This window comes from Paracraurococcus lichenis (assembly GCF_030657435.1).
Classification (GTDB): domain Bacteria; phylum Pseudomonadota; class Alphaproteobacteria; order Acetobacterales; family Acetobacteraceae; genus Paracraurococcus; species Paracraurococcus lichenis.
In genome coordinates this window covers 37846-59342 of record NZ_JAUTWS010000023.1, presented here as the reverse complement: position 1 = coordinate 59342, position 21497 = coordinate 37846, and the positions used below count along the sequence as shown (strand labels likewise).

At 74.1% G+C, this 21497-nt stretch carries 22 protein-coding genes; 9 read left to right on the top strand and 13 right to left on the bottom strand.

Annotated elements, in window-relative coordinates; genetic code table 11:
* Positions 1–35: 35 nt before the first annotated feature.
* Entirely contained in the window at positions 36–608 is a 573-nt protein-coding gene (locus Q7A36_RS21815) for a peptidoglycan-binding domain-containing protein (protein WP_305105862.1), read from the top strand.
* A gap of 67 nt (positions 609–675) precedes the next feature.
* Here the strand turns inward: Q7A36_RS21815 and Q7A36_RS21810 are convergent, their stop codons facing one another.
* From Q7A36_RS21810 to sdhC, 4 genes are read right to left on the bottom strand one after another with little or no spacing between them, the layout of a single operon-like run.
* A complete protein-coding gene (locus Q7A36_RS21810; protein WP_305105861.1) occupies positions 676–1458 on the bottom strand; it encodes a succinate dehydrogenase iron-sulfur subunit in 783 nt (260 codons plus the stop codon).
* 14 nt (positions 1459–1472) lie between these two features.
* On the bottom strand, positions 1473–3284 hold the full coding sequence (sdhA, locus tag Q7A36_RS21805; protein WP_305105860.1) for a succinate dehydrogenase flavoprotein subunit: 1812 nt from the start codon (positions 3282–3284) through the stop codon (positions 1473–1475).
* 17 nt (positions 3285–3301) lie between these two features.
* Entirely contained in the window at positions 3302–3706 is a 405-nt protein-coding gene (gene sdhD, locus Q7A36_RS21800; RefSeq protein ID WP_305105859.1) for a succinate dehydrogenase, hydrophobic membrane anchor protein, read from the bottom strand.
* A 12-nt stretch (positions 3707–3718) separates the two neighbouring features.
* Positions 3719–4135, bottom strand: a complete 417-nt coding sequence (gene sdhC, locus Q7A36_RS21795; RefSeq protein WP_305105858.1) for a succinate dehydrogenase, cytochrome b556 subunit — start codon at positions 4133–4135, stop codon at positions 3719–3721.
* A gap of 183 nt (positions 4136–4318) precedes the next feature.
* Here sdhC and Q7A36_RS21790 point away from each other — a divergent pair, with 183 nt between their 5' ends.
* Entirely contained in the window at positions 4319–4459 is a 141-nt protein-coding gene (locus Q7A36_RS21790; protein WP_305105857.1) for a hypothetical protein, read from the top strand.
* A gap of 59 nt (positions 4460–4518) precedes the next feature.
* Here the strand turns inward: Q7A36_RS21790 and Q7A36_RS21785 are convergent, their stop codons facing one another.
* The 7 genes from Q7A36_RS21785 to Q7A36_RS21755 form a co-directional block, all read right to left on the bottom strand.
* Positions 4519–4833 carry a DMT family transporter gene (locus Q7A36_RS21785; protein WP_305105856.1) on the bottom strand — a complete coding sequence of 105 codons (315 nt, stop codon included), beginning with the start codon at positions 4831–4833 and terminating at the stop codon, positions 4519–4521.
* A gap of 136 nt (positions 4834–4969) precedes the next feature.
* The gene (locus Q7A36_RS21780; protein ID WP_305105855.1) at positions 4970–6742 is read right to left on the bottom strand and encodes an ABC transporter ATP-binding protein; all 1773 of its coding nucleotides are present in this window, start codon (positions 6740–6742) and stop codon (positions 4970–4972) included.
* A 119-nt stretch (positions 6743–6861) separates the two neighbouring features.
* Positions 6862–8400, bottom strand: a complete 1539-nt coding sequence (locus Q7A36_RS21775; RefSeq protein ID WP_305105854.1) for a sensor histidine kinase — start codon at positions 8398–8400, stop codon at positions 6862–6864.
* Between the two features lie 233 nt (positions 8401–8633).
* Entirely contained in the window at positions 8634–9848 is a 1215-nt protein-coding gene (locus Q7A36_RS21770) for a CCA tRNA nucleotidyltransferase (RefSeq protein WP_305105853.1), read from the bottom strand.
* Positions 9845–10096 (bottom strand): hypothetical protein, encoded by a 252-nt coding sequence (locus Q7A36_RS21765; protein WP_305105852.1) that lies wholly within the window; start codon positions 10094–10096, stop codon positions 9845–9847. Before Q7A36_RS21765 ends, Q7A36_RS21770 begins: the two co-directional genes overlap by 4 nt.
* Before the next feature lie 85 nt (positions 10097–10181).
* Positions 10182–10772, bottom strand: coding sequence for a CoA pyrophosphatase (locus Q7A36_RS21760; protein ID WP_305105851.1), 591 nt, complete (start codon positions 10770–10772; stop codon positions 10182–10184).
* A 61-nt stretch (positions 10773–10833) separates the two neighbouring features.
* The gene (locus Q7A36_RS21755) at positions 10834–11487 is read right to left on the bottom strand and encodes a DUF1285 domain-containing protein (RefSeq protein ID WP_370655691.1); all 654 of its coding nucleotides are present in this window, start codon (positions 11485–11487) and stop codon (positions 10834–10836) included.
* Positions 11488–11619: 132 nt separating this feature from the next.
* Here Q7A36_RS21755 and Q7A36_RS21750 point away from each other — a divergent pair, with 132 nt between their 5' ends.
* From Q7A36_RS21750 to Q7A36_RS21720, 7 genes are all read left to right on the top strand, one after another.
* Positions 11620–12648 carry an AAA family ATPase gene (locus Q7A36_RS21750; protein ID WP_370655690.1) on the top strand — a complete coding sequence of 343 codons (1029 nt, stop codon included), beginning with the start codon at positions 11620–11622 and terminating at the stop codon, positions 12646–12648.
* Positions 12641–13570, top strand: a complete 930-nt coding sequence (locus Q7A36_RS21745) for a DUF58 domain-containing protein (protein WP_305105850.1) — start codon at positions 12641–12643, stop codon at positions 13568–13570. The genes Q7A36_RS21750 and Q7A36_RS21745 overlap by 8 nt, the downstream gene beginning before the upstream one ends.
* A gap of 204 nt (positions 13571–13774) precedes the next feature.
* Positions 13775–16522: a DUF4159 domain-containing protein gene (locus Q7A36_RS21740; protein ID WP_305105849.1), complete on the top strand. Its 2748-nt coding sequence runs from the start codon at positions 13775–13777 to the stop codon at positions 16520–16522.
* A gap of 14 nt (positions 16523–16536) precedes the next feature.
* Positions 16537–16836, top strand: a complete 300-nt coding sequence (locus Q7A36_RS21735; RefSeq protein WP_305105848.1) for a hypothetical protein — start codon at positions 16537–16539, stop codon at positions 16834–16836.
* The gene (locus tag Q7A36_RS21730) at positions 16833–18923 is read left to right on the top strand and encodes a hypothetical protein (RefSeq protein WP_305105847.1); all 2091 of its coding nucleotides are present in this window, start codon (positions 16833–16835) and stop codon (positions 18921–18923) included. The genes Q7A36_RS21735 and Q7A36_RS21730 overlap by 4 nt, the downstream gene beginning before the upstream one ends.
* Positions 18923–19273, top strand: a complete 351-nt coding sequence (locus Q7A36_RS21725) for a hypothetical protein (protein WP_305105846.1) — start codon at positions 18923–18925, stop codon at positions 19271–19273. Before Q7A36_RS21730 ends, Q7A36_RS21725 begins: the two co-directional genes overlap by 1 nt.
* A gap of 94 nt (positions 19274–19367) precedes the next feature.
* Entirely contained in the window at positions 19368–20033 is a 666-nt protein-coding gene (locus Q7A36_RS21720; RefSeq protein ID WP_305105845.1) for an ankyrin repeat domain-containing protein, read from the top strand.
* Positions 20034–20196: 163 nt separating this feature from the next.
* On the opposite strand, the gene Q7A36_RS21715 is transcribed toward Q7A36_RS21720, so the two are convergent.
* Positions 20197–20775 (bottom strand): TIGR04282 family arsenosugar biosynthesis glycosyltransferase, encoded by a 579-nt coding sequence (locus tag Q7A36_RS21715; RefSeq protein ID WP_305105844.1) that lies wholly within the window; start codon positions 20773–20775, stop codon positions 20197–20199.
* Complete coding sequence (locus tag Q7A36_RS21710; protein ID WP_305105843.1) at positions 20772–21446, bottom strand: TIGR04283 family arsenosugar biosynthesis glycosyltransferase; 675 nt, start codon at positions 21444–21446, stop codon at positions 20772–20774. Before Q7A36_RS21710 ends, Q7A36_RS21715 begins: the two co-directional genes overlap by 4 nt.
* Positions 21447–21497 lie beyond the last annotated feature (51 nt).

Genomic DNA, 21497 nt, shown 5'->3' with positions numbered 1-21497 from the left:
GGATGGTCACGGATACGGTTGGGAAAGGATACGCCATGCGTCATCGCGCAACCTGGCTCGCGCCGCTCGCGGTCGCGGCGCTGCTCTCGGCGCCCGCCCTGTCGCAGCAGGCGCCCTCGCTGCTCTACATCCAGCCGCTGGCGCCGGCCGCGGTGACGCAGGTGCAGGAGAAGCTGCGCCAGGCCGGCGCCTATACGGGCAAGGCGGACGGCGTCTGGGGGCCGGACAGCCAGGCGGCGCTGGAGCGCTTCCAGATGACGCATGGGCTGGTCGCCTCGCCGCAGCTCAACCCGGCGACGGCGGCGACGCTCGGCCTCAGCCCCTCGCAATTGCTGGCGGCCGGCCCCGGCGCCGGTCCGGCGCCCGGCACGCCGGCGGCGATGGCGACCGAGCCGCTGAGCCCGGCGGCGGTGCGCAACCTGCAGGGGCGGCTGAAGGGCCTCGGCTTCTACAAGGGCGAGGTGGACGGGACCTGGGGCGCCGAGACGCAGTCGGCGATCGAGCGCTTCCAGCAGGGCCGCGGGCTGCAGGCGACGGGGCAGGTCAACCCGGTGACGGCGCAGGCGCTCGGGCTCGATCCGAACAACCTCGCGGCGCCGGCGCGCTAGCCGGAGACGAAAAACCCCGCCGGCCCTGCGGCGCGGCGGGGTGTTCCGGGCTGGCCGGGCGGGAGGATCAGCTCTCCCGCTCGACCATCATCTGCTTGATCTTGCCGATGGCCGCGGCCGGGTTCAGCCCCTTCGGGCAGGTCCGGGCGCAGTTCATGATGGTGTGGCAGCGGTAGAGCCGGAACGGGTCCTGCAGGTCGTCCAGCCGCTCGCCGGTCGCCTCGTCGCGGCTGTCGGCGATCCAGCGATAGGCCTGCAGCAGCACCGCGGGCCCGAGATACCGGTCGCCGTTCCACCAGTAGGAGGGGCAGGCGGTGGAGCAGCAGAAGCACAGGATGCACTCCCACAACCCGTCGAGCTTCGCCCGCTCCTCCTTGCTCTGGCGCCGCTCGCCATCCGGGGGCGGCGGCGTGTCGGACTTCAGCCAGGGCTCGATGCTGCGGAGCTGCGCGTAGAGCTGCGACAGGTCCGGCACCAGGTCCTTCACGACCGGCATGTGCGGCAGCGGGCTGATCTTGACGTCGCCGTTGACGTCCTCGATCGGCTTGAGGCAGGCGAGGGTGTTGAGCCCGTCGATGTTCATCGAGCAGGAGCCGCAGATGCCCTCCCGGCAGGAGCGCCGGAAGGTCAGCGTGCTGTCCACCTCGTTCTTGATCTTGATGAGTGCGTCGAGGACCATCGGGCCGCACTTGTCGAGATCGATCTCGTAGGTGTCGGTCCGCGGGTTCTCGCCCGAATCCGGGTCGTAGCGGTAGATCCGGAAGGATTTGACGTTCTTCGCGCCGGCCTCGGCCTTGTGGACCTTGCCCGGCTGGATCGTGCTGTTCTTCGGAAGCGTGAAAGTCGCCATCTCGGCAGGGTTCCTTAGTAGACGCGCGCCTTGGGCGGGAAGACCTGCACCTCGTTGGTCAGGGTGCGCATCTTCACGTCGCGGTAGTCGAGCCTGACGGCGCCCTTCTCGTCGACCCAGGCCAGCGTGTGCTTCATCCAGTTCTGGTCGTCGCGCTCGGGGTAGTCCTCCTGCGCATGGGCGCCGCGGCTCTCCTTGCGGGCCTCGGCACCGACGATGGTGGTCATCGCATTGCCGATCAGGTTGTCGAGCTCCATCGCCTCGACCAGGTCGCTGTTCCAGATCAGGCTGCGGTCGGCGATCTTGATGTCGCCATAGCCGGCATGGACCGACTTCATCTTGTCCACGCCCTCCTTCAGCAGTTCGGAGGTGCGGAACACCGCGGCATGCGTCTGCATGGTCCGCTGCATGTTCAGCCGCAGGTCGCCGACCCGCGTGCCGCCCTTGGCGTTGCGGACGCGGTCGAGGCGGTCGAGCGCCTTCTCGCCCGCCCCGGCCGGCAGCGGCGGCTGGCCGGCGCCGGGCTTGAGGGTCTCGGCCGCCCGGTGCGCCGCGGCGCGGCCGAAGACGACGAGGTCGAGCAGCGAGTTGGTGCCGAGCCGGTTGGCGCCATGGACGGAGACGCAGGCCGCCTCGCCCACCGCCATCAGGCCGGGGACCACGCGGTCCTGGTCCTCGGCGGTCGGGTTCAGCACCTCGCAATGGATGTTCGTCGGGATGCCGCCCATGTTGTAGTGGACGGTCGGGAGCATCGGGATCGGCTCCTTCGTCACGTCCACGCCGGCGAAGATCTTCGCCGTCTCGGAGATGCCGGGCAGCCGCTCATGCAGGATCTCGGCGCCGAGATGCTCGAGATGCAGGTGGATGTGGTCCTTTTCCGGGCCGACGCCGCGGCCCTCGCGGATCTCGACCGACATGGCGCGGGAGACGACGTCGCGGGACGCCAGGTCTTTCGCGGTCGGCGCGTAGCGCTCCATGAAGCGCTCGCCCTCACTGTTCGTGAGATAGCCGCCCTCGCCGCGGGCGCCCTCCGTCACCAGGCAGCCCGAGCCGTAGATGCCCGTGGGGTGGAACTGCACGAACTCGTTGTCCTGCAGCGGCAGGCCGGCGCGCAGCACCATGCCGCCGCCATCGCCCGTGCAGGTATGCGCCGAGGTGCAGGAGAAATAGGCGCGGCCATAGCCGCCCGTCGCCAGCACCACGGTCTGGGCGCGGAAGCGGTGGATCGAGCCGTCCTCGAGGTTCCAGGCCATGACGCCGCGGCAGGCGCCTTCCTCGTCCATGATGAGGTCGAGGGCGAAATACTCGACGAAGAACTCGCAGTTGTGCTTCAGCGACTGCTGATAGAGGGTATGCAGGATGGCATGGCCGGTGCGGTCGGCCGCGGCGCAGGCGCGCATCGCCGGCGTCTTGCCGTAGTTCTGCATGTGGCCGCCGAAGGGCCGCTGGTAGATCTTGCCGTCCTCGGTGCGGGAGAACGGCACGCCGTAGTGCTCGAGCTCGATGATCGCCGGGATGGCCTCGCGGCACATGTACTCGATGGCGTCCTGGTCGCCGAGCCAGTCCGACCCCTTGACGGTGTCGTACATGTGCCAGCGCCAGTCGTCCTCGCCCATGTTGCCGAGCGCGGCGCCGACGCCGCCCTGGGCGGCGACGGTGTGGGAGCGGGTCGGGAAGACCTTGGTGATGCAGGCGGTCTTCAGCCCGGCGGCGCCCATGCCGAAAGTGGCGCGCAGGCCGGCGCCGCCGGCCCCGACCACCACCACGTCATAGGTGTGGTCGACGATGCGGTAGGCCCCGCGGGAGGGGCTGGTGATGGCGTTCATGGTCCGTCCGTGTCCTGTCAGCCCTGGACCGCGATCCGGAGGACCGCGAGCGCCGAGGCGATGCCGAGCAACCAGCAGATGGCCTTGGTGGCATAGATGGCACCCACCTTCACCCATTCCTGGTTTGCATAGTCCTCGATGATCACCTGCATGCCTGCCGCCGTGTGGTGGAAGGCGAGGCCGATGGAGGCGAGCAGCAGCACCGCGTTCAGCGGATGCGCGATCCAGGCCCGCGTCGCCTCATAGGGCGCGCCGGCGAGGGAGGCGGCGGAGAGCGCGAACCAGAGCGTCAGCGGCAGCAGGGCGACGGAGGTGATGCGCTGCATCCACCAGTGATGCGTGCCCCCCTTGGCGGAGCCGAAGCCCCGCACCCGGCCGAGCGGCGAGCGGAGCGTGGTGTTGCGGGCGGTTTCGGTGGCCATGGCGGCGGCTCCTCAGCGGGCCCAGGCGATGATGGCGATGAGCCAGGTGAGCGCGGTCATGGCGGCCGTCCCGATCAGCACCGCCCGGCCGGACTTGTAGGTGGTGGGGATGTCGTAACCATAACCGGCATCCCAGGCGAGGTGGCGGATCCCGTTCAGGCTGTGGAACCAGGCCGCGGCGGTCAGGCCCACCAGGCCGAGCACGCCGATCCAGGAGGAGAGGAACCAAGTGACGGTGGCATAGGGGCCGGGGCCGCTGGCGGTCGCCACCAGCCACCAGACCAGGAAGAGCAGCCCGATGGTCCAGACGACGCCGGTGATGCGGCCGCTGATCGACAGCGCGCTCGTCAACTGCATCATGTCGTAGACCTGCAGGTGCGGCGACAAGGGCCGGCGGATGGTCGTGCCGTCCGTTCGGCGACCGATCATCGTCGCCTCCCGCGAATCCTGCATGATCGACATAATCGGGTACACTCCGGAATTTCATGGGCCGCGCCGGGCGCGGAGCCATGGCCAAGCCTTCTATTGTGCCCTGCGGCACAGCGTCAATTGCACGGTGCCGCAGGCGTAATCATGTGGACGCCGGGGATTAGGAATGATATCCTAATCTTTATGTCCGACACCCAGCCCGACATGCCGCCTCCGCCGCCGCGCCCGCCCTGGGCGCAGCGGGTCCGGCCCTGGGTCGAGCTGATCTCCAGGCTGCTCGCGGCCCTTGCCTATGCGATCGCGATCTGGAAGGAGCTGGGTTGAGGACAGGGCCACCCCCACCAAAGAACGAGGCAGGCGCCGCGGTTCCCGCGCCGCCGCGGTCACGCCGCAAGCTTGAGCCCCGCGACCCCGGCCAGGATCAGCGTGAGGCAGAGGATGCGGGCGGCGGTCGCCGGATCGCCCTCCACCGTCATGCCCCAGAGCGCGGTGCCGAAGGCGCCGATGCCGACCCAGACGGCATAGACCGTGCCCATGGGCAGCACCTGCAGCGCCCGCGACATGCAGTAGAAGCTGACCGCCATGGCGCCGAGCGTGGCGGCGCTCGGCAGCAGGCGGCTGAAGCCGTCGGTGTATTTCAGCAGCACGGCCCAGACGATCTCGAAGCCGCCGGCGACGGCCAGCCAGACCCATGCCATTCGGTGCCCTCCCGGCTCGACAGGCAGCGCATCCCGCCCTGCTCGATAGCTGGGCACTCCCGGGTCGGCGACCACCGCCATTCCCGTCGCCCTGCCCTGCAGCCGCGCCATGCGCCCGGCTGCCCGGCGGGCCGCATCAGGCGGCGACCGGCGCCTCCGCCGCGAAGGCCTGGGTCCGCACCAGCCGGGCATAGAGCCCGTCCTCGGCCATCAGCGCGGCATGGGTCCCCTGCTCCACCGCGCGGCCATCCTGCATGACGACGATCCGGTCGGCCTCCCGCACGGTCGCCAGCCGGTGGGCGATGACCAGCGTGGTCCGCCCCTGCCGCAGCCGCGCCAGCGCCGCCTGCACCAGCGCCTCGTTCTCGGCGTCCAGCGCGCTGGTCGCCTCGTCCAGCAGCAGCACGCGCGGGTCGCGCAGCAGGGCGCGGGCCAGCGCCACCCGCTGCTTCTGCCCGCCGGAGAGCCGCCCGCCGCCGGGGCCGAGCAGCGTGCGGTAGCCATCCGGCAGCGCCGCGAGGAAGTCATGCGCCGCGGCGGCGCGGGCGGCGGCCTCGACCTCCGCCGCGGTCGCGCCGGGCCGGCCGCAGGCGATATTGGCGAAGGCGGTGTCGTCGAAGATCACCGCGTCCTGGCCGACATAGGCAATGGCGTCGCGTAGCGAGGCCAGCGTCACCGCGCGCAGGTCGGCGCCGTCGATCCGCACCGCGCCGGCGGTGACGTCGTAGAGCCGCGGCACCAGCGCCAGCGCCGTCGACTTGCCGGCGCCGGAGGGGCCGACCAGCGCCACGGTCTCGCCCGGCTCGGCGGTGAAGGAGAGGCCGGCCAGCGCCGCATCGGGCGTGCCCTCGTAGCGGAAGCCGACGGCGTCGAACTCCACCCGGCCGCGCCCGGCCGGCAGCGGCGCCGCCCCCGGCGCCTCGGCGATCGAGCGCGGCGCATCCACCACGGCGAAGACCCGGGCGAGGCCGGCCAGCCCCTCCTGCAGCGCCGCGTTCAACGAGCCGAGGGCGCGGGCGGGGCGGGAGGCGATGAGGAGCGCGGCGACGAAGCCGGTGAACTCGCCGACCGTCCCCTGCCCGGTCGAGACCCGCCAGCCGACGAAGCCCAGCACGGCGGCGACGGCGAGGCCGCCCAGCGCCTCCAGCATCGGGTCGAGGCTCGCGCGGGTGCGGGCGATGGCCATCAGGCTCTCGCGCAACCGGGCGAAGGCGCGGCTCGCGCGCGCCTCCTCCTGCCCTTCCAGCCGGTAGGCGCGGACCACGCGGGCGGCGGCGAAGCTCTCGGTCAACTGCGCCGCGGTCTCGCCCATCCGCTCCTGCATCCCGCCCGAGGCGCGGCGGATCCGCTTGCCCAGCCGCAGGATCGGCAGGATGGCGATCGGGTACATGGCGGCGGCGATCAGCGACATCTGCCAGTCCAGCCAGACCATGGAGCCGACCAGGCCGACCACGGTCAGGATATCGGCGGCGCCGTTGATCGACTTGGTCAGCGCTTCCCGGATGGCGGCGGCATCGACGGTGAACTTCGTCGCATGCCGCGCCGGCGCGTCGCGGATGACGGCGGCGAGGTCGGCGCGGGTGAGGGCGCGGAACAGGTCGCCCTGCAGCGCCTCGATCACCCGCAGCACCACCGCCTGCACCGCGACGGCCTGGCCGTACTGGGCGAGCGCCTTCGCTGCGGTCACCACGATGATGACCAGCGGCAGTTGCCAGGCGAGGTCGGGGTCGTTCGCGGTGAAGCGGTCGAAGCCCTGCTGGATGACGATGGGATAGAGAGCGGTAAGGCCGGCCAGCGCCAAGGTGCAGACCACGGCGAAGGCGATGCCCCGGCCATGCCGGGCCAGGTAGTCGCGGGCCAGGCGGCGGACCAGGGCGCGGGAGGAGGGGTCGGCAGGAAGGGCGGCCATGGCGGCGGGGCGTAACAGCTTTTCCCGGGGGCGTCGAAGCCCGGCATCCTCCCGGGCCGCAGCGGCGACCACCCTTGCCCGACCTGCGACAGCGGGACGCCGCCCGGACGCGCGGGCGGTCAGCCCGGACCGCGCATCGGCGCGGGCGTGAAGCGGATGCTGGCCTGCAGCCCGGCGGGGTCGAAATGCAGCGTCACCGTGCTGCCGGGCCCGAGGTCGTGCGCCAGGCCGCGCTCGAGCAGCCGCGTCCCGAAGCCGCGCCGGTCCGGCGGCCGCGACACCGGCGGGCCGCCCGTCTCGGTCCAGTGCAGCAGGACGGTTGCACCCGGCGCCGCCTCGCACCGGATCCCGACGCGTCCCCCCGGCACCGAGAGCGCGCCGTATTTCGTGGCATTGGTCGCCAGCTCGTGGAAGGCCAGGACGAGCGCCTGCGCCTGCGCCGGGGACAGCTTCGCCGTGCCGGCCGCGTTGACGATGCCGATCGACGGCGCCGCCCGGTTCGTGCCCAGCCAGGGCGCGAGGGCGGTGCGGATCACCTCCTCGACGCCCGTCGGCTCCCAGCCATGCGCGGTCAGCAGGTCGTGCGCGCGGGCCAGGGTGCGCAGCCGCGCCCCGAAATGCTGCGCGAAGCGCCTGGGATCGCCGCCCACGCCCTTCAGCGTCTGGGCGGCGAGGCCCTGGATGGTGGCAAGGATGTTCTTGACCCGGTGGTTCAGCTCCGCCAGCACCACCTCGCGCCGGGCCTCGGCCCGCACCCGCGCGTCGACATCCTCGACCAGCAGCACCGCCCCGGCGACGCTGCCCGCCGGTCCGGGCACCGGCACCGCGGCCACCCGCGTCCAGCACTCGGCGCCGTCCTGGCCGTGGTGGAGGAAGTCCGCCCCGGGCACCACGCGTTCGCCGCGCAGCGCACGTGCCACAGGAAAGTCCTGCGGCGCGATGCGCCGGCCGTCGGGGTGATACCCGACCCAGCGCGCCGCCAAGGCGGCATCCGTCGAGGGCACCGCCGTGGCCAGGAAGCGGTGCAAGGCCGGGTTGCCGAGGATCATGCGCCCCGCCGTGTCGACGATGCCGACGCCGACCGGCAGGTATTCGAGGATCGCGGCAAGCTGCCCGCGCCCGAGTTCCGCCTCCTGCCGTGCCGTCTCGAGCGCGGCGAGCAGCGCCTCGCGCTCGGCCGCCGCGGCCCGGCGCGCCGTGGCGTCGAGGATCACGGACATGGCGCCGTCCACCTGCCCGGCCGGGTCGCGGGTCGGCGAGACGTGCACCTCGACCCAGACCGGCGTGCCGTCGGGGCGGAGATAGCGCTTCTCGAGGGCGAAGGGCTCGCCGGTGTCGAGCAGGCGGTGGAAGAGCGCGAGATTGCCGGGCCTGTCCTCCGGATGGGTCAGGTCCTGCATGCGCAGGCCGCCGAGAAGCTCCTGCCGGGTCCGGCCGAGGATGGCGCAGTGGCGGTCGTTCACCAGGACGAAGCGGCCCTCGGCATCCGTCAGGCCGATGCCGACCGCGGCCTGCGAGACGACGGCCTCGAGCCTCTGGCGGCTCTCGTGCAGCGCGGCATCGAGGGGTCCGAAGACAGCGCGGGCGGCGGCCTTGCCGACAACCCCGGGCCCGGACGCAACGGCGGCCGGCCGGGCCGCGTCCTCCTCATCAAGCATCAGATCGGCTCATCACGCGTCGCATCGGCCGGTTCGGCGCAGGGGAAAGCAATGTCGATCTCCAAATTCTGCCCCCCGGCAGGCGGGAGCAGGGCGCGCGCATGACGGCCCGGAAACCGCCCGGGGAACGGTCCTGCAATCTACCATCGCGTGCGGATGAGGATCATAAATTTTCCAGGGAATGCAATTCTCGCGCTGGGCAGCCGCGCTTCCGGCCAGGTCCCGCCATGCCCTCAGCCTGCCGGGCGCGCCGCGGCCTCGCGCAGATGCGCCCGGCAGGCCTCGGCATCGTCCGTGCAGCCGCGCCAGAGCCACCAGGCGCGGGTCTCGGCCAGCGCCGCGCCGAGCGCCGGGCCGGGCGGGATGCCGGCGGCGAGCCCGTCCCGGCCCTTCAGCGGGAAGATCGGCCGCGGTGTCGCCGCGATGCGGGCGCGGAGCGCCGCCCAGTCGCCCGGCAGGCCGCGCGCCTCGGCGATCCAGGCGCGGTCGAGGGCGGCGTCCGGCGCGACATCGGCCAGCACCCGGCGCAGCGCCGCGCCCTCCGGCAGCGCCAGCACCGGCGCGAGGTCGCGCGCCGCGGCATAGCGGGCGGCCTCGGCCACCGACCAGCGCAGCCGCTGCGGCAGCCCGGCATCCGCGGCCTCCGGCGCCACCAGCGCGGCGATGCGCAGCAGCGGGTCGACCGGCCCGCCGGCGGCGACCAGCGCCGCCAGCACGACGCGGTCCGCACCTTCCGGCAGCACCGCGCCGAGCACGCCGGTCTCCGCCATCAGCGCCAGCGCCGCCACCGGGTCGGGCGCCGCCAGCAGGCGCTTCAGTTCCATCCAGACCCGCTCGGCCGAGAGCCGCGCGAGGCCCGGCACCGCCGCCCGGATCGCCGCGACCGCCGCCAGGTCGGGCGCGCCCTCCCCGTAGCGGGCCTGGAAGCGGAAGAAGCGGAGCGCCCTGAGGTAGTCCTCGGCCAGCCGGGTCGCGGGGTCGCCGACGAAGCGCACCCGCCCCGCCGTCAGGTCGGCACGGCCGCCGAAATAGTCGAACAGCGCGCCTTCGGCCGAGAGCGACATGGCATTGATCGTGAAGTCGCGCCGCGCCGCATCCTCCCGCCAGTCGGTGGTCCATTCCACCTCGGCATGCCGGCCGTCGGTCGCGAGGTCGCGGCGCAGGCTGGTCACCTCCACCGGCTCGCCCTCCAGCACGGCGGTGACGGTGCCATGGGCGAGGCCGGTCTCGAAGACCTTCAGCCCGGCGGCGCGCAGGCGGGCCGCGATCGCCTCCGGCGGCAGCGGCGCCGCCACGTCCACATCCTGCACCGGCCGGCCCGCCAGCAGGTCCCGCACCACGCCGCCCACCGCCCGCGCCCCGGGCAGCGCCGCCAGCACCGCCGCCGGCGCGCCCCGCCGCAGCAGGTCCGGCGGGTCGAGTTGCGCGGCGGGCGGGTCCGCCGTCACCGCGCCGGCTCCAGCCGGCCGGGGACCACCCTTCCGTCCGGGCCGAGATGGGCCGGCACATAGACCTCGTGCGGCGCCATGGAGACGGAGAGGCCGTACCAGATCGCGAAGAGCAGCATCAGCAGGACCCCGGCCGCGGCCGCGGCCATCACCCGCGGGCCCGGCTCGATGCCGGGATTGTACCAGCGCCAGACCGCATAGGCGGCGAAGGGCAGGAGGAAGAGCAGGAACTCGATCAGATAGGGCATGGGTTCGCCACGCTGCGCAATGGTATCATGGCACGCCCAACGCGAGACGCGTCCGGCCCGCCGCACCCGTGATCGCAGGGGCGGTTCACCCGCCGCGCAGCACCTTCGCCAGGTTCACCAGGATCGCCGCGGTCGCGCCCCAGATATAGTGCCGCTCATGCGGCCAGACCCAGAAGGTGCGGGTGCGGCCCTTCCATTCCGCCGTCCGCCGCTCCGGCGCCTTCGGGTCCAGCACGACCGAGAGCGGCAGCTCGAAGGGCTCCTCCACCTCGGCCGGATCGGGCACCAGGTTCAGCGGCGGCGGCACCAGGCCGACGATGGGCGTGATGCGAAAGCCGGTGCCGGTATGGTGTTCCGGCAGCCGCCCGATCAGCTCCGGCAGCCGCGGGTCGAGCCCGACCTCCTCTGCCGCCTCCCGCACCGCCGCCGCCTCGGGCGTCTCGCCCGCCTCGATCCGGCCGCCAGGGAAGCTGACCTGGCCGGCATGGGCCGAGAGCTTCGCCGCCCTGAGCGTCAGCAGGATGGTCGGCGCCGGGTGCAGCACGATCGGCACGAGCACGGCGGCGGGGCGGATGCTGTCCGCCGCGAAACCTTCCGCATCGTTGAACAGGGTCGGGCCGACCAGGGCCTGGGCCGCGGGGTCGGCGAGGCGGGCGGCGATCTCGGCGGGCGTCACGCCGGCAGGATAGACCGGCGCCGGCAGCCTCGGCCATCCCCGGCGGCGGGATGCCGCGCGCTCACTCCGCCGCGGCGTCGATCGCGCTCACCTCGTCGATCGGGAAGAAGACGCCCTCGCTCCAGACGCCGAGCACCTCCCGCCCGTCCACCACCTCGGTCTCGCCGAGCGCGACGAGCTCGTAGAAGACCGCGCGGTTGATCTTCGCCTCGAGCCCCGGCCGCACCAGGATATAGGGCCGCGGCTCGCGCGTCCGCGGATCCACATGGATGCGGATCGGGTGCTCGGCATTGGCCGTCACGATCTGGTCCAGGTTGGTGCGGAAGGCCAGGCATTGCTGCGGCCGGCCGCTGCCGCAGTCGCAGTCCTTCCAGACCATCTCGACGGCGACGAAGGGGGCATCCTCCACCTCGATCCGGCCGCGCTCCACCGGCGTCTCCAGCCAGTAGGACCCGTCCGGCTCCCGCCGCAGCACGCTGGCGAAGAGGCAGACCAGCTCCTTACGGTTGATCGGACTGCCCTGGTAATACCAGGTGCCGTTGCGGTCGATGCGGATCGCGTAGTGGCCCACCTCGTGCTTGCGCCGCAGGCCATTCGCCCCGCGCATGCCCGGCGCCTCCGGCCCGGCCGCGATGCCAGTCGGGCAGCCCTGGGACGTCCCCGCCTGGGATGTCCCCGGCCGGGAGTTCTCCTCGGCCCTCATCCGGTTCTGCACGGCAGCCTCCCATTCACCGCTTTGTTCTCGCCGCTCCTGGCCATAGGCTGCTGCATCCACACGTCCGGGTGACGCACATCCCCGGGGCGTCGCCAGGGCCGCTCAGGCGCCAATATAGGGATCGACGTTGGGATGATTGAAGTGGCCGACACCGCAATGAGTGGCAGCAACGGCACCGGCGACCCCGCCGCCATGGTGGCGGAGGTCGAGGCCCTCGGCGAACGCCTGCACCGCGTGCGGGAGGCCGTGGGACGGGTCATCTTCGGCCAGGAGGAGGTGGTCGAGCATACGCTCATCACCCTGCTCTCGGGCGGCCATGCGCTGCTCGTCGGCGTCCCCGGCCTCGGCAAGACCAAGCTGGTCGAGACGCTCGGGACCGTCCTCGGCCTCGATGCCCGCCGGGTGCAGTTCACCCCGGACCTGATGCCGGCCGACATCATCGGCTCGGAGGTGCTCGAGGAGAGCGAGGAGGGCCGCCGCGCCTTCCGCTTCATTCCCGGCCCGGTCTTCTGCCAGCTTCTCATGGCAGACGAGATCAACCGCGCCAGCCCGCGCACCCAGTCCGCCCTGCTGCAGTCGATGCAGGAGCACAAGGTCTCCGTCGCCGGGCATGTCCACCCGCTGCCGGCGCCCTTCCACGTGCTGGCGACACAGAATCCGATCGAGCAGGAGGGCACCTATCCCCTGCCGGAGGCGCAGCTCGACCGCTTCCTGCTCGAGGTCGAGATCACCTATCCGGACGAGGCCGCCGAGCGCGCCATGCTGCTGGCGACCACCGGCGCGACGGATGCGAAGCCGGTCCGGGCGCTGACGGGGCCGGAGCTGATGGCGGCGCAGGCGCTGATCCGCCGCATCCCGGTCGGCGAGGGCGTGCTCGACGCCATCCTGCGGCTGGTCCGCGGCGCGCGGCCCGAGAACTCCCCCATCCCCGCCGTCGGCAAGCACCTCGCCTGGGGCCCCGGCCCGCGCGCGGCGCAGGCGCTGATGCTGGCGACCCGCGCCCGCGCCCTGCTGGACGGCCGCCTCGCCCCCTCGATCGAGGACGTGCTGGCGCTGGCCGCGCCGGTGCTCCGCCACCGCATGGCGCTGAACTTCTCCGCCCGTGCCGAGGGGGTGCAGATCGCCGACGTCATCGAGACGCTGAAGGCCCGGCTTGGCTGAGCCCCGCACGCCGGCCGCCCGGCCGCCCGGCAGCCCTCCCCTGGCGCCGGGCCAGGCGGCGCTGCGCGCCGAGGCGCTGGGCGCCCGGCTGCCGCCGCTGGTGGTCGCGGCGGACCGGGTCGCCGCCACCATCCTGCAGGGCGTGCATGGCCGCCGCCGCGCCGGCCAGGGCGATGCCTTCTGGCAGTTCCGCCCCTTCCTGCAGGGCGATGCGGTCGGCCGCATCGACTGGCGGCAGAGCGCCAAGTCCGACCGGCTCTTCATCCGGGAGACGGAATGGGAGGCGGCGCAGACCATCGCCCTCTGGTCCGATGCCTCCCGCAGCATGGAATGGCGCTTCTCCGCCAACCGGCAGAGCAAGCGGGAGAGGGCGGACCTGCTCACCGCGGCGCTCGCCGCGCTGGCGCTGCGCGGCGGGGAGCGGGTGCGGCTGATCGGCGGTCCGCCGCGCGCCCATGCCGGCCGGGCGGGCCTGGCCTCGCTGGTCGAGACCATGACCGCGGTCACCAAGTCGCGCGCCCTACCGCTGCCGGACCACAGCCTGCCGCGGCATGCCCGCGCGGTGCTGATCGGCGATTTCATGGCGCCGCTGCCCGAGATCCATGCGGCGGTCGCGGCGCTGGCCGCCTGGCCGGTGCGCGGGCACATCCTGCAGGTGCTGGACCCCGAGGAAGAGACTCTCGGCCAAGGCAACCGGGCCTATGCCGGGCGCGTCCTGTTCGAATGGGGCAGCGGCCGCGAGGGCGTGCTGGTGCCGAGGGTCGAGGAGGCCCGCGCCGTCTATGTCGAGCGCCTGCGCCACCATCGCGACGGGATTGCCGCCATCGCCGCCGCCGCCGGCTGGGGGTTCATGACCCATCATGTCGATCAGCCGCCGCAGACGGCTTTGCTGGCCTTGTGGCAGGCACTCGCGCCACAGTAGGCCCGATCGCGTGGGCACAACCGACATGCTGCAGGGTCCGATGGCGCCGCGTCCGGCGAGTTCGTTGCCAGTTAGGCACACAAAAGCATTGAGGACGGGCCCGGCCTGGCACGCGACGTGCCTCGACCGGTCCTCCCGGCAAGGCCCGCGCATGCTCCACAGCGCCGCAAGACTGCGCCCCCCCACCCCGACGCCGAGTCCCGCATGCTGAGCCTTGGCCCGATCGCCTTCGCCGCGCCCTGGCTGCTGCTGGCCCTGCCGGCGCTGCCGATCCTGTGGTGGCTGCTGCGGGTCACGCCGCCGGCACCGCGGCGCATCGGCTTCCCGGCGCTCCGCCTGCTGCGCGACCTGCCCATCACGCAGGAGACGCCGGCCCGCACGCCCTGGTGGCTGCTGCTGCTCAGGATCGTGGCGGCCGCGCTGCTCATCCTCGGCCTCGCCCAGCCGGTGCTCGGCCCGCGCGGCGGGGTGGGCGGCGAGGGCACGCAGCTCCTGGTCCTGGACGACGGCTGGGCCGCGGCGGCCGACTGGCCGGCCCGCATGGCGGCCGCCGGGGCCGCGCTCGACCGCGCGGCACGGGAGGGACGGCGGGCCGCCCTGCTGGCGACCGCGCCTTCCGAAACAGGTGATGCGCCGCGGGTGATCGGCCCCATGCCGGCCGAGGACCTGCGGGCGCGGCTCGCGGCGCTCCGGCCCAAGCCCTGGGCGCCGGACCGGGCGGCGGCGCTGGCCGCCTTCCAGGCCTGGCGCACGACCAATACCGGGCCGGTCAGCACCCTGCTGGTCAGCGACGGCATCGAGCATGCCGAGGCCGGCGCCGCGCCCTTCCAGGCCGCGCTCGCCGGGGCGGGGACGCTGACCCTCGCCATGGATGCGGCCCGGCCGGTCCGGCTGCTGCCGCCGCCGGTGGCGGAGGCCGACCGGCTCCGCCTCACGGTGCAGCAGCGGCCGCTGCCGACCCCGTCCGAAGCGGTGGTGCTGGCCCGCACCGGCGATGGCCGCGCGCTGGCCCAGGCGACCGTGCCGGTCCCGGCCAATGCCGCGCAGGGCGAGGGGGTCCTGGAACTGCCGGTCGAGCTGCGCAACCAGGTGGTGCGCCTTGAGATCGAGGGCGAGACCGGCGCCGGCGGCGTGGTGCTGCTGGACGAGCGCTTCCGCCGCCGGCCCGTCGGCCTGCTGCCGGCGCAGGAGGAGAGCGCCGACGCGCCGCTGATCGGCGACCTCTTCTACCTCGACCGGGCGCTGGCGCCCTTCGTCGAGATCCGCCGCGGCCCGCTCGACCGGCTGCTCTCCCGCCCGATCGCCGTGCTGGCACTGGCCGACCGGCCGGTGGCCGAGGGCGTCGAGCGCGACGCCCTGACCCGCTGGGTGGAGCGCGGCGGCACGCTGATCCGCTTCGCCGGGCCGCGCATCGCCGACCATCAGGATCCGCTGCTGCCGGTGCCGCTCAGGGCCGAGCGCTCGCTGGGCGGCTCGCTCTCCTGGGAGCAGCCGCAGCGCCTGGCGCCCTTCCCCGACCATTCGCCCTTCCTGGGCCTGCCCGTGCCGGCCGAGGTGACGGTGGAGCGGCAGGTGCTGGCCGAGCCCTCCCCGCGCCTGTCGGAGCGGACCTGGGCGCGGCTCGCGGACGGCACGCCGCTGGTCACCGCCGAGGCGCGCGGCCAGGGGCGCATCGTGCTGTTCCACGTGACCGCCAATGCCGAGTGGTCGAACCTGCCGCTCTCGGGCCTCTTCGTGCAGATGCTGCGGCGGATCGTCGCCCTCTCGGCCGGCATCCAGGGGCAGGAGGGCGACGCGCCGCTCGCCCCGCTCGAGACGCTGGACGGCTTCGGCCGGCTGGGCGCGGCGCCGCCGGCGGCGAGCGCCCTGCCGGCCTCCGCCATCGAGGGCACGGTGCCCTCCCCGCGCAACCCGCCGGGCTGGTACGGCACGCCCGGCCAGGACGCGGCGAATGCCGCCTATCGCCGGGCGCTGAACCTCGGCGGCGCCATCCCCGGCCCGCGCGCCGCGCCGCCGCCGCCGCCGGGCACCTCGGTGCTGGCGATCGGCGGCATCCCGGCCGAGCGCGACCTCGGCCCCTGGCTGCTGGCGGCGGCGCTGCTGCTGCTGGCCGCCGACCTCGTCATCGGGCTGGTCCTGCGCGGCCTGCTGGCGGTGCCGCGCGCCGCGCGGGTGGGCGCCGTGGCGGCGCTCGCGCTGCTCGCCGCCGCACCCGCCATGGCGCAGCGCGGCTCGGCCGGCGGGCCGGAGGGCGACCCGGTGCTGGCCACCCGCCTCGCCTATGTCGTGACAGGCGATTCCTCGCTGGACGAGACGCAGCGCATGGGGCTGGTCGGGCTGTCCGACTTCGTGAACCGGCGGACCGCGGCGGCGCTGGCCGATCCGGCGGCGGTGACACCGGGGCAGGACGACCTCTCCTTCTACCCCCTGCTCTACTGGGTGATCACGCCCGACGCGCCGCAGCCCGATGCCCAGGCGGTGACGGCGCTGAACGACTTCATGCGCCATGGCGGCATCATCCTGTTCGACACGCGGGACGAGGGCTCGGGCGAGGGCTTCGCCAGCGGCGCCCGCGCCGCCCTCCGCCGCGTCACCCGCGACCTGGCGATCCCGCCCCTGGCGCAGGTGTCGGAGGACCATGTCCTCAGGCGCGCCTTCTACCTGCTGGTGGACCTGCCCGGGCGCTTCGCCGGCGGCCCGGTCTGGGTGGCGCGCGACCAGGACCGGGCGAATGACAGCGTCTCGCCGGTCATCATCGGCGGGCATGACTGGGCGGCGGCCTGGGCGATCGACGCGCGGGGCAACAACCCCTTCGCCGTGGTGCCGGGCGGGACGCGGCAGCGGACGCTGGCCTATCGCTTCGGCGTCAACCTCGTGATGTACGCGCTGACCGGCAACTACAAGGGCGACCAGGTGCATGTGCCGGCCATTCTCGAGAGGCTCGGCAATTGAGCCCGGAGGCAGGCATGCTGCTCGACCTCCGGGAGGAGTACGAGGCGGGCGGGACGGCCGGATCCCGGCTGCTGCGTGCGCTCGACCACCTCGAGGTGCAGGCGCGGCACAACCTCGCCGACCTCTCGACCTGGGAACCGGTGGAGCGCGACCTGGTCTACACCGAGATGGATGCGCGCTGCGCGCATGAGCCCCTGCTGCCGGGGCTCTGCGCCGCGATCCGCGCGCAGGCGGAGATGCGGATGGCCATGGCCGGAGAGGATGTCGCAGCGCTCCGTGCCAGGCACGGCCTGCCGGCGGAGGCCACGCCATGACCCAGGCCCTCGCCGGCATCGACCTCGCCCCCGTCCTGCCGCTCTGGCTGCTCGGCGCCCTCGCCGCGGTCGCGGCGCTCTCCCTCGTCCCGGCGCTCTGGCGGCGGGCGCGGGGCACGCCGCTGCGGGCGCTCGCCTTCGCCCTCATCCTCCTCGCGCTGGCCAATCCGCGGCTGGTCGAGGAGACGCGCGAGACGCGGCCCGACATCGCCCTGCTGGTCGTCGACCGCTCCGACAGCGCCCGCATCGGCGACCGCGCGAAGCAGCTCGAGGCCGCCCGCGCCGCCATCGAGGCGCGCGCCGGCAAGCTGCCCGAGCTGGAGCTGCGCACCGTCGAGGTGCCGGAGGCGGGCAACCAGGGCACGCGCCTCTTCACCGCCATGGAGCGGGCGCTGGCGGAGATCCCGCGCCCGCGCCTCGCCGGCGTCATCGCGCTGAGCGACGGCCAGGTGCACGACGTCCCGGCGGCCTCCCCCGTCGAGGCGCCCTTCCACCTCCTGCTCCCCGGCAAGCCCGGCGAGGTGGACCGGCGGCTGCGCATCATCGAGGCGCCGGGCTTCGGCATCGTCGGCCGCGCGGTCGAGCTGCGGGTGGCGGTGGACGATCTCGGGGTGCCGAACGCGGGCGGCGCCGCCCGCCTCTCCATCCGCCGGGACGGCCAGCCGCCGCGGATCGAGAGCGTGCCGGTGGGCCGCGAGCACCGCATCGAGGTGCCGATCGAGCGCGGCGGACCGACCGTCATCGAGCTCGCCGCCGAGGCGCGGCCGGGCGAGGTCTCCGAGCTCAACAACCGCGCCGTGGTCACGGTGACGGGCGTGCGCGACCGGCTGCGCGTGCTGCTGGTGAGCGGCGAGCCGCATGCCGGCGAGCGCACCTGGCGCCGCCTGCTGAAGGCCGATCCGGGCGTCGATCTCGTTCACTTCACCATCCTCCGCCCGCCGGAGAAGGACGACCTGACGCCGCTGAATGAGCTGGCGCTGATCGCCTTCCCCGTCCGCGAGCTGTTCCAGGTGAAGCTCCGCGAGTTCGACCTGGTCGTCTTCGACCGCTTCGCCAATCGCGGCATCCTGCCGCCGGCCTATCTCCGCAACATCGCCGACTATGTCCGCGGCGGCGGCGCGCTGCTGATGTCGGTGGGGCCGGAATTCGCCGGCCCCGTCAGCCTCGCCTCGACGCCGCTCGGCGCCGTGCTGCCGGCGCGGCCGCCGCAGGGCGGCGGCAACGGCGCGGCGGAGGGGGCCTTCCGGCCGATGGTGACCGCCCTCGGCGCCCGCCATCCGGTGACGGAAGGGCTGACCGGCGCCAACCCGGACGAGCAGCACGAGGCGAGCTGGGGCCGCTGGTACCGCAGCATGCGCGCCGATACCCGCGGCGGGACCACGGTCATGGAGGCGGCCGGCGGCGCCCCGCTCATGGTCCTCGATCGGGTCGGGGAGGGCCGGGTCGCGCTGCTGCTCTCCGACCATATCTGGCTCTGGTCGCGCGGGCATGACGGCGGCGGGCCGCAGGCCGAGTTGCTGCGCCGCGCCGCCCATTGGCTGATGCGCGAGCCGGAGCTGGAGGAGGAGGACCTGACCGCCCGCATCGAGGCCGGGCGGCTGCGCGTCCTCCGCCGCAGCGTCGAGGCCGGGCCACCGCCCGAGGTGACGATCACCGCCCCGGACGGCAGCGCGCGCCGCATGCCGCTGCAGGCCGGCGCGGGCGGCCGCGCCACGGCGGAGATGCCGGCGGAGCAGCCGGGCGTCTGGCAGGTGACGGACGGCAAGCGCACGACCTTCGTCGCCGCCGCCAATACCAATCCGCTGGAGATCGCCGACCTCCGCGCCGATGGCGCGCGGCTGGCGCCCATCCTGGCCGCGACGGGCGGGGGGCAGCGCTGGCTCGGCACCGGGGCGGAGCCGGCGCTGCCGGAACTGCGCCGCGTGGCGCCGGGCCGCGACGCGCAGGGCGCCAACTGGATCGGCCTGCGGCGCAACGGCGACCATACGGTGACCGGGATCGCCGCCCTGCCGCTGCTGCCGCCCTGGCTGGCCCTGCCGCTCATCCTCGGCGTCGCGGTGCTGGCGTGGCGGCGCGAGGGGCGCTGATGCGGCGATTGCTGTTCCTGACCCTGCTGGCGCTGGCTGCCTGCGCGCAGGAGCCGCCGCTCGAGGCGCGGCTGCAGCCGCTGGTCGGCAGGACGGAGGCCGAGCTGGTCGGTGCGCTCGGCGTGCCGAACGCGACCTATGAGGCCGAGGGCACGCGCTTCCTGCAATACGAGGACCGCACCAGCACGGTCTATCCGGGCGACCCCTTCTGGCCGGGCGGCCCCTATCGGCGCTGGGGGGCGCCGATCTACTCCCCGCCGCTGGTCATCAACCGGGTCTGCAGCATCACCTTCGGCGTGCGGCAGGGGCGCGTGGCGGGCTTCACCTTCCGCGGGAATGGGTGCCGGTAGGGCGCTGCCGGAGGTTTTGCGCCTGTAAGCGTTTCTGCCCTGCGGCGATCCGCCCTGGCTGGCGGCCTGTGGCGGAGCGCGGTAAGCAGGCGCCATGCGCGCCCCTGCCCGTCTGCTGCCGCTCGCCCTGATCGCCCTCGCCCTGCCCTCCGGCGAGGCCGCTGCGCAGTTCGCCCGCGGCCCGAGCCGCGTGCCGCGGCCGGATGCCTCGCAGAACGCCACCCGGCCGCCGCCGCCCGCCCTGCCCGGGCTGCAGAACCGCGACGCACCGGCGCCGATCCCGGGCGACCCGACCCAGGTGCTCTCGCCCAATGCGGCGCTGTTCGACGCCATCAACCGCGGCGACATCGCCGCGGCGCGGGATGCGGTGGCGCGCGGCGCCGATCTCGAGGCGCGGAACGTGCTCGGCCTGACGCCAGTGGATGCGGCGGTCGATCAGGGGCGGAACGAGATCATGTTCTACCTGCTCTCGGTCCGGGGCGGCACGCGGGTGGCCGGGCCGCCGGAGGAGGAGCCGCCGGTGAAGCCGGCGCCCGCCGCCCGCGGCCGCCGCCCGGCCGAGCCGCCGGTGCCCGCGCCGGCCGCCGAGCGCGGCGTGCCGATGCCGGCCCCGGTCGTGCGCAACCCGCGGCTCTGGGCCGGGGATGGCGGCGCGGCCAATCCGGAGATCGGGTTCCTCGGCTTCGATGCGGGCCGGCCGGCGGGGGCAGCCGCACCGGTATCCGCGCCGGCAGCGCCCGCGCGGCGCGGCCGCGGCTGAACCGACTTCGTCGGATCGGGCACGCCCGGCCCGGTCGAGCGCAGGCGAGGCTCGGAACGGGGTCGAGGACGCGGCCGCTCGGCTTGCGAGAGCGCGCTTCCGTTGCGCGGCATCCCTGGCGCCGCTCCGGCCGCCCGGCATTCGGCCATGCGGCGGCGACGCCTCAGCCGCCTTCGCGGGGCGGACCGAGGGCGCGGAGGTCGGCGGCGGTATCCACGTCCCGCAGCCGGCGCAGCAACGCGATGCGATGGCCGCGGCAATTCGCCAGCGTGTCAGCCAGCGCATGCTCAGTCGACCAGCGCACCCGGGCGAAGGGCGCCGGCGGCCGGCGCGGGCCGAAGCCCACCAGCCAGTAGCCGCCATCCTCCGCAGGACCGAACACCGCCTGCGCCCGGCCGAGCGCCCGGAAGGCCGCGGCAACATCCGCCCGCTTGAGCCCCGGGATGTCGCAGCCGACCAGCACCGCCCGCCGGTGCCGCGCCAGCGCCCGGCCCATCCGCTGGCCGAGGTCGCCCCGCCCCTGCCCCACCGCGGCCAGGCCGGTGGGCCAGCGCGGTCGGTCCGGCGTGACGGCCAGCACCGTCCGCCAGCGGCGGTCGCGCCCCACCTCCCGCATCATTCGCCGGAGTTGCCCCTTGTAGAAGCGCAGCGCCGCCATGTCGCCGATCCCGGCTGCCAGCCGCCGCTTGACGGTGCCGAGGCGCGGCGCGCGGGCGAAGACGATCAGCGTGTCGCCCCTCATGCATAGAGCTTCCGGATCAGCCGCGGCGGCACGCCGAGAAACCAGAGCGACAGGCAGGCCAGGTTGCGCGCCGAGCGGCGGCGCCAGCCCTCCCGCCGCCAGCGCTCGGCCGAGGTGACGGCAGGGACGGGCAGCCCGACGATCCGCCGCCGGCCCAGGCGGCGGACCAGGTCCACATCCTCCATCAGCGGGATGGGCCGGAACCCGCCCACGGCCTCATACAGCGCGCGGGAGAGCAGCAGCCCCTGGTCGCCATAGGGCAGCGCGAGCGCGCGGCAGCGCCAGGCCACCAGCCGCTCCAGCCGCCGCGCCTCGGGCGAGGGATCATCGAGGGCGAAGGCGAAATGCGCGGCGCGGCCGCGGTTGCCGGGACCGGCCATGAAGGCGCGCGCGGCCGCCGACCAGCCCGACGCCGGCCGCGTGTCGGCATGCAGGAAGAACAGCCAGTCCCCCCGCGCTTCCGCCGCCCCGGCGGCAAGCTGCATCCCCCGCCCGTGCGGCGCCTGCACCAGCCGCGCCCCGGCGGCGCGGGCGATCGCCGCCGTGCCGTCAGTGCTGCCGGCATCGGCGACGAGGATCTCCGCCCCGGCCTCGGCGCAGGCGGCGAGCGTCGCGGCGAGGCCGGCCGCGGCATTCAGCGTCGGGATGACGATGGTCGGGCTTTGTTCCAAGGCTTTCTTAACCAAGTGTTCCCAAACTGTTCTTGACACCGGGCCGGGGAA